Below are 6,883 nucleotides of genomic sequence, written 5' to 3'. Positions count from 1 at the left end.
TCCTGCGAGCTCACATTGAATAGTTCTGGCCAAGTGGAAAGCTACGAATCCTACAAACCCTACGGGGATATAGCCATCTCTTTTGGCAAGACAAGCCAACAGCCCTACAAATACTCAGGCCAGGAGAAAGATCAGAGTGGCTTATACTACTATGGCTTCAGGAGCTACCTGCCTGCCAACTTCCGCTGGATGAGCCCAAACCCAGCTGGTATCCGAGGCAATGGTTTGAACTGGTACGCCATGGTGAATGGAAATCCTGTAACTATGAGGGATGAATTTGGTTTAGGGCCATTTGACATTTTTATGGGTCGGTTAAGCAAAAGAATTAATCAACAGGGAAGCCTCAGCATAATAGCTGCTAGAAGAATAACACACTATTCTCATCTTAATAACTTCCACCAGATAACAGAAGGAATAAAAAAAGAATATGGAATAGCATTGTTTCAAGGAAATTATGCCAATAAACCTTTGGACAATGAAGATTTTATGGAGCAGACCTTTGATACAGCACTAAATTATGCCTATAATAAACATTTTCTTAATACTACCACATCAGATATGGATCTTGAAAATAACCCCCAAAAACAGCAAAGGATAAGAAAAACCATTAAGAGCTCAATCGAGGCAACCTTTTTAGGAAGAGGTCCTATCGAATTAGATCAAATAGAATTCGATGATACTAACATGCACATTTCTAATATTGAAGCCAATGATATTACATTTTATGAAAATGTAATCAGGCCAGATCAAGCAAGTATTTCGTTTAAAGCACTAGGGAAACAACCCACAATATCGGGATATCAGGAAAACCCAAAATTCAAAGAGGTAGCAACCTATCGAATGTCAATAACGAAACATGATAATATGGTATTTGATTACGCTTATTCCATTGGAGCAGGTGTCAATTACACCACCAATGAGTTTTATTCCAGGATAGTGGAAAAAATGGATCACTCGCGAGTAAATGCGATTGTGTATGCGGGTATCTTAAATAAGCAAATTGTCAATTTCGTAACCAGGAAAATGAGCATACATAATGATGCGGTACTTAATGGGCAGCAAAAACAACAATTTTTGAAAGAAACGATATTAGGCAATAGAGCTCAAAGTATTTCGAAAATTTCAAGCAAAAAAATAGGAGACATTTCTATTCAAGGTATAAGTTCGGAGGATGGTCAGGGATTGATAAGAGCAATTACGGTTGAATTAAAAAAGTAACGACAACAAACCAAATGCAGATAACTGATATTTAAGCTGAATACTCAACTCCAGCCTCTTAGCCGTTATCTTATCAAATACAAAGTTCTGGAATTTAAGAGCTTCTATATGTAAGTAGATCTTTGGTGAAATCTCAAAGCAGTGCCACAATGGCCAATCTAAAAAAATCATCACCAAACAAAAATCGATTGGGGCTTTCTTAATACAAAGTCATTTCCTCATTCTGATTTTTAAATAACGTAAAAAAAAGATCGAATGAATTAGGAAACTAAATTTATATTCTTTTAAACTCTAACCACTTGTGATAATTACTTGAATAGTTTTGCTGATATGATAAAAGACTGGATTGTCAAAAGCCGCCCAGAGGAAAACCAAATCAAAGAGCTTCAGAGCCAACTCAATATTCATGATGTTCTCTGTGCCATCCTACTTCAGAGAGGAATAAAAAACATGGCCGAGGCCAAATCATTTTTCAGGCCTGAATTGGGTAGCCTGCATGACCCTTTTTTAATGAAGGACATGGACAAGGCCGTAGAGCGATTGACGCAAGCTATATTTGAAGAAGAAAAAATTCTTATCTATGGGGATTATGATGTTGATGGTACCACAAGCGTCGCATTAGCATACAATTTTCTAAAGGACCTTTCGCCCAATGTATTTACTTACATACCTGACCGGTATACCGAAGGGTACGGGGTTTCCCGACAAGGGATACAATGGGCAATAGATCATGATATACAGCTGCTAATCACACTTGACTGTGGTATACGCGCCACAGAAAATGTCAAATTTGCCAAGGGTCATGAAATTGATGTCATCATTTGTGATCACCATTTGCCTGGAACATCTCTTCCTGAAGCAGTTGCCATATTAGACCCCAAACAGTCAGATTGTTCATATCCCTATGATGAACTATCCGGTTGTGGGATAGGTTACAAATTACTCGAAGCCTTTTCCGTCCAAAATGGGATTGATGACAATAAGCTACTTGGACTTCTCGATTTGGTGGCGGTAAGTATTGCATCGGACATTGTTCCCATTACTGGGGAAAATCGCTTACTGGCTTGGTTTGGCTTGAAGAAGCTCAACAATTCTCCACTTCCAGGGTTTGCCGCACTTATAGATAAAGCAAATATGAGAACCCCACTAAGTATATCTGATGTCGTATTTGGTATTGGCCCAAGGATTAACGCGGCAGGAAGGATAGGACATGCAAAGACGGCACTAGACTTATTAACTCAAGAAACCAAAGAAGATGCTTATGTTTTTGCCGAAAAGCTCAATTTGGAAAATCAAGAGAGAAGAAACTATGATGAGAGTATAACAGCCTCAGCTCTTGACATGATTAAAGAAGACAAGTTGACGGAAAAACACAGTACAGTGCTCTTTAGAAAGGACTGGCATAAAGGGGTAATAGGAATAGTAGCTTCCAGGTGTATTGAGCATTATTATAAACCCACTATTATAATGACCGAATCCAATGGACAGATAACAGGATCTGCCCGATCGGTTAATGGTTTTGATATATATAGTGCGTTAGAAAATTGTAGCGATCATTTGATCCAATTTGGCGGACATAAGTATGCTGCTGGATTGACAATGACTCACGACAAATTGGATGATTTCAAAATAGCATTCGAGCAATCTGTTTCAGAAATGATTGAGGAAAAGCAGAAAACACCTGTAATTGATGTTGATATGGAAATCGAACTGGCCGACATTGATTTTAAAATGTTTGGGATTTTGAAACAAATGGGTCCTTTTGGCCCTAGGAATATGCAACCTGTATTTTGTAGTAAAAATGTATTTCTGAAAAAAGAGGCCAGGGTTCTCAAGGAGAAACACCTGAAGCTATTCCTTAGTCAGGCAGGTACTTCCAATAATTTTGATGTAATAGGGTTCAATCTAGGCCATTTTCACAATCAATTGGACGCTCCCTTTGACATTGCTTATACCATCGAAGAGAATCACTATATGGGGCAAACTACTTTGCAATTGATGCTGAAGGATATAAGAGTGTGAGGCGACCTAAATTGAATTATTATCATTAAAATTGCTGAACGCTAAAGTAAGTACAACAAATGCAACTGAGGGCAGAGAATTTAGTTAAGAAATACAAGAGCAGAACGGTAGTGAATGGCATCTCCGTAAAGGTTGACCAAGGGGAAATCGTTGGTTTGCTGGGCCCCAATGGTGCTGGGAAAACAACTAGCTTTTATATGACCGTAGGGTTGATCAAACCGAATAGCGGCAAGATATATTTGGATGATCAGGACATTACTGACCTTCCAATGTATAAACGTTCCAAACTTGGCATTGGATATTTGGCTCAGGAGGCTTCTGTCTTCCGAAAGTTGACGGTGGAAGAAAATATTCTTGCTGTTCTGGAAATGAAAGACTTCACCAAAAAGGAACAAAAAGAAAAAGCCGAAGCGCTCATGGAAGAGTTTAGCCTGACCCATGTGCGTAATAATTTTGGTATTGCGCTATCGGGAGGAGAAAGACGCCGTACAGAAATTGCTAGGGCTTTAGCTATTGACCCCAATTTCGTTCTTCTTGATGAACCTTTTGCTGGAGTGGACCCTATCGCCGTAGAAGAAATACAAATGGTGGTTGCACAGTTGAAAAACAAAAACATTGGCATATTGATCACTGATCACAATGTGCAGGAAACGCTGTCCATTACTGATCGGGCTTACCTGATGTTTGAAGGGAAGTTATTGAAGTCGGGAACAGCCGAGGAGCTAGCTGCAGATGAACAAGTCCGACGGGTGTACCTTGGTAGACATTTCGAACTAAAAAGAAAAATCTAACTCACGTGCCTCTTTTTAACTCCATCCTCACCTGGGTCATGAGAAAGCGCATCCATCAAATGGAGCTTTTCATGAAGTATCCTCATGACGTACAAAAAGAAATTTTTACCAAACTTCTACATACGGCTAAGGACACTGAGTTTGGGAGAAAATATGATTTCAAAAACATAAAATCTTACGATCAGTACAAGCAGACCGTTCCTGTTCAGGCCTACGAGGCGCTGTTTCCATATATAGAACGTCGCATGAAGGGAGAGCAGAAACTGCTATGGCCAACAGAAATTAAATGGTTTGCCAAATCATCAGGTACCACTAATGCGAGAAGTAAGTTTATTCCAGTTTCGGCAGAAGCTTTGGATGATTGCCATTTCAAAGGTGGAAAGGACTTGATTTCCATTTATGTGAACAACAATCCAGACACTCAAATGTTCGCAGGCAAAGGACTGGCTATCGGCGGCAGTCATCAGGTGAATGAACTAGATCCAAAGCATAACTCACATTATGGTGACGTATCTGCGGTGATTATGCAGAATCTACCCATCTGGGCACAGTTTATAAGGACCCCATCGTTAGACGTGGCATTGATGGATAAGTGGGAAGAAAAACTAGAGAAAATGGCAGAATCCACAGCCAACGAAAACGTCACTAATATTTCTGGAGTTCCCACCTGGACCATACCACTTATACAGCGGATCAAGGAAATGAAGGGTGTCAAGAACATCCTGGAGGTCTGGCCCAATCTGGAGGTTTTCTTTCATGGCGCGGTTGCATTTGGGCCCTATCGTTCACTGTTTAAGCAATTGATCCCATCGGATCAGATGAACTATGTGGAAACCTACACCGCCTCTGAGGGCTTCTTTGGGATTCAGGATCGATCTGACTCTGATGAATTGTTGCTGATGCTGGATTACGGTATTTTTTATGAATTTATTCCTTATGATGAAATTCAAAATGAACGTCCAAAAACTCTTGGGCTGCATGAAGTAGAATTAGGGCAAATTTACGCTATGGTAATTAGTACGAATGCAGGGCTTTGGAGATACAGCATAGGTGACACAATCAAGTTTACTTCGATCAGTCCTTTTAGAATTAAAATAGCTGGACGGACCAAGCACTTCATCAACGCATTCGGTGAAGAGTTGGTAGTCGAAAATGCTGAGTCAGCCATTACTGATGCCTGTGAAATCACTGGAGCTGTGATAGAGAACTTCACAGCTGCGCCCATCCATTTTACAAACAAATCTGGCGGGGGTCATGAATGGATAATTGAGTTTCAGAAATGCCCGGATAGTATGGAAAGGTTTGCGGTGATTCTAGACGAAAAGCTCCGAGAGGTCAACTCGGACTACGATGCAAAACGATACAAAGATATCGCCCTAAAAATGCCAATTCTACATTCAGCTAAGCCTGGAACTTTTTATGAATGGATGAAAAAAAGGGGTAAGCTGGGTGGACAAAACAAGGTGCCTAGACTAGCTAATGATCGTGAGTATTTGGATGATATTCTGGCGATGATCAAAGTTTGATTACTACTTCACCATAAGTTTGTTTTCCTAAAATTAAACAAAGCCAGTAAGTACGCTAAACCAATTTTACCTGCCATTTTTTGTTATTTTATAAATGAGTAGTTCGACATTGCTCTCGTTTTCATCCCCAATAATAGCATATTCTTCTTGTTTTTCTATTTTTCCATGATCACCTTTCTTATAAGCTGCGCTATTATTAAAACCCCCGTCTGCATGAAGAACAATCCCTCCCTTGTTAAGTCTAGTATTATCCTTATAAAAATTGATACTGTTGCTTACTATGACATGAACATCCAAGCTTTTTTCTTTAATATTTAAATATTGGAGCATTTCTGCTTTTTTATGATCTAAACATATTTCCACGCCCACGACTAAATCATCTACGTTCCAAGTTTTCGATCTGACCTTGGCGTTCCTATATGTTGTAGCACCATATAGGCCAAGTCGCTTGCCGTCTTTTCCTTTGTCCATTTTTAAAGCTTCATTTGATTCCCACATCTTGTCTTGGAAGAAAATTCTTGTATTATAAAAAACAAGCGCTTGATTTCGCAGCGTATCTGTTTTAGAATCATACCACACAGTTGTCCCCGGTACAATAATCATATTAGTATATTGTTGAGCAACTTCGTGAAAATGATTCACAATTTTTTGATTTGAACTCAATGTTCTTTTCTTCTCTGTTGAAGACGTAAAAGCATACTCTGGAGCAGCAAATATTTAACGAGAAATATTATTACTGTTTCTTACACTTCTATCATCGACTACCTTTTTGTTAAAAGCACTAATCGCTCCGGTCACGAGTTCAATTTTCTCATCAATTGTTTGAGTTTTATAATAATTGCTGTCTGTTTCCACATTCAATATACCTACATAGTAGTCTGTTGTTATAGTGCCAAAAGCTAAATTTTGTTCATCATTTTTTTGAAGCCCTCTTTTTCTGTCATTGACATGATTCAGACCTATTCCACCTATACCAATAAAGCTTGATTTAAGCATTTGTTTCGCAAAGTCTCCAAATAACCTCTTAAATGGGAAGGGGCCTAAACCATTACGATCCCTCCTCGTCAAGGGATTTTGGCCGACCAAAACGTACCAATTGAGGCCACTGCCTTGCAGACCCGTCGGATCGGGGCTTGTCCATCGGAAAATCTCCGGATCAAGGCTACGGAAGCCATAGTAGTAGAGGCCACTCTGATCTTTCTCCTGGCCTGAGTATTTGTAGGGCTGTTGGCTTGTCTTGCCAAAAGAGATGGCTATATCCCCGTAGGGTTTGTAGGATTCGTAGCTTTCCACTTGGCCAGAACTATTCAATGTGAGCTCGCAGGA

At 39.7% G+C, this 6,883-nt stretch carries 6 protein-coding genes; 4 read left to right on the top strand and 2 right to left on the bottom strand.

Annotated elements, in window-relative coordinates; genetic code table 11:
- The 4 genes from ABJD64_RS01385 to ABJD64_RS01370 all read left to right on the top strand — a co-directional run.
- On the top strand, positions 1–1,218 hold a 1,218-nt coding region (locus tag ABJD64_RS01385; RefSeq protein WP_348181986.1), incomplete at its 5' end, for an RHS repeat-associated core domain-containing protein.
- 330 nt (positions 1,219–1,548) lie between these two features.
- On the top strand, positions 1,549–3,240 hold the full coding sequence (gene recJ, locus ABJD64_RS01380) for a single-stranded-DNA-specific exonuclease RecJ (protein ID WP_348181985.1): 1,692 nt from the start codon (positions 1,549–1,551) through the stop codon (positions 3,238–3,240).
- Between the two features lie 59 nt (positions 3,241–3,299).
- Positions 3,300–4,031, top strand: coding sequence for an LPS export ABC transporter ATP-binding protein (gene lptB, locus ABJD64_RS01375; RefSeq protein ID WP_348181984.1), 732 nt, complete (start codon positions 3,300–3,302; stop codon positions 4,029–4,031).
- A 38-nt stretch (positions 4,032–4,069) separates the two neighbouring features.
- Entirely contained in the window at positions 4,070–5,557 is a 1,488-nt protein-coding gene (locus tag ABJD64_RS01370; protein WP_348181983.1) for a GH3 auxin-responsive promoter family protein, read from the top strand.
- Between the two features lie 66 nt (positions 5,558–5,623).
- On the opposite strand, the gene ABJD64_RS01365 is transcribed toward ABJD64_RS01370, so the two are convergent.
- Positions 5,624–6,199 (bottom strand): hypothetical protein, encoded by a 576-nt coding sequence (locus ABJD64_RS01365; RefSeq protein WP_348181982.1) that lies wholly within the window; start codon positions 6,197–6,199, stop codon positions 5,624–5,626.
- Positions 6,200–6,274: 75 nt separating this feature from the next.
- A partial coding sequence (locus ABJD64_RS01360; protein WP_348181981.1) for an RHS repeat-associated core domain-containing protein occupies positions 6,275–6,883 on the bottom strand: 609 nt, incomplete at its 5' end.

This window comes from Reichenbachiella sp. (assembly GCF_039944555.1).
GTDB lineage: Bacteria > Bacteroidota > Bacteroidia > Cytophagales > Cyclobacteriaceae > Reichenbachiella.
This window is presented reverse-complemented; position numbering and strand designations above follow the sequence as displayed.

Excerpts from the sequence above, each read along its gene's own strand:
- recJ (WP_348181985.1), top strand. The coding sequence starts at position 1,549 with ATGATAAAAGACTGGATTGTCAAAAGCCGCCCAGAGGAAAACCAAATC.
- ABJD64_RS01370 (WP_348181983.1), top strand. The coding sequence starts at position 4,070 with ATGAGAAAGCGCATCCATCAAATGGAGCTTTTCATGAAGTATCCTCAT.
- lptB (WP_348181984.1), top strand. The coding sequence starts at position 3,300 with ATGCAACTGAGGGCAGAGAATTTAGTTAAGAAATACAAGAGCAGAACG.